Annotated in this window: 1 protein-coding gene; it reads left to right on the top strand. The window is 54.7% G+C overall.

What is annotated here, in order from left to right:
- A partial coding sequence (locus J0A69_RS22470) for a phage tail protein (RefSeq protein ID WP_236033099.1) occupies positions 1 to 340 on the top strand: 340 nt, incomplete at both ends.

The raw sequence follows: 340 nt of genomic DNA, 5'->3' as shown, positions 1-340 counted from the left end.
AACTGACTCAGGTTGGCAGGGATATTCTGGCAAAAAATTCCGTTGCAGATGTTCTTGAATACCTTGGGGCCGGTGAGAATTCGGCCTTTCCGGCAGGTGCGCCGATCCCGTGGCCATCAGATATCGTTCCGTCTGGCTACGTCCTGATGCAGGGGCAGGCGTTTGACAAATCAGCCTACCCAAAACTTGCTGTCGCGTATCCATCGGGTGTGCTTCCTGATATGCGAGGCTGGACAATCAAGGGGAAACCCGCCAGCGGTCGTGCTGTATTGTCTCAGGAACAGGATGGAATTAAGTCGCACACCCACAGTGCCAGTGCATCCGGTACGGATTTGGGGAC

The organism is Algoriphagus pacificus (assembly GCF_017254845.1).
GTDB lineage: Bacteria > Bacteroidota > Bacteroidia > Cytophagales > Cyclobacteriaceae > Algoriphagus > Algoriphagus pacificus.
This window is presented reverse-complemented; position numbering and strand designations above follow the sequence as displayed.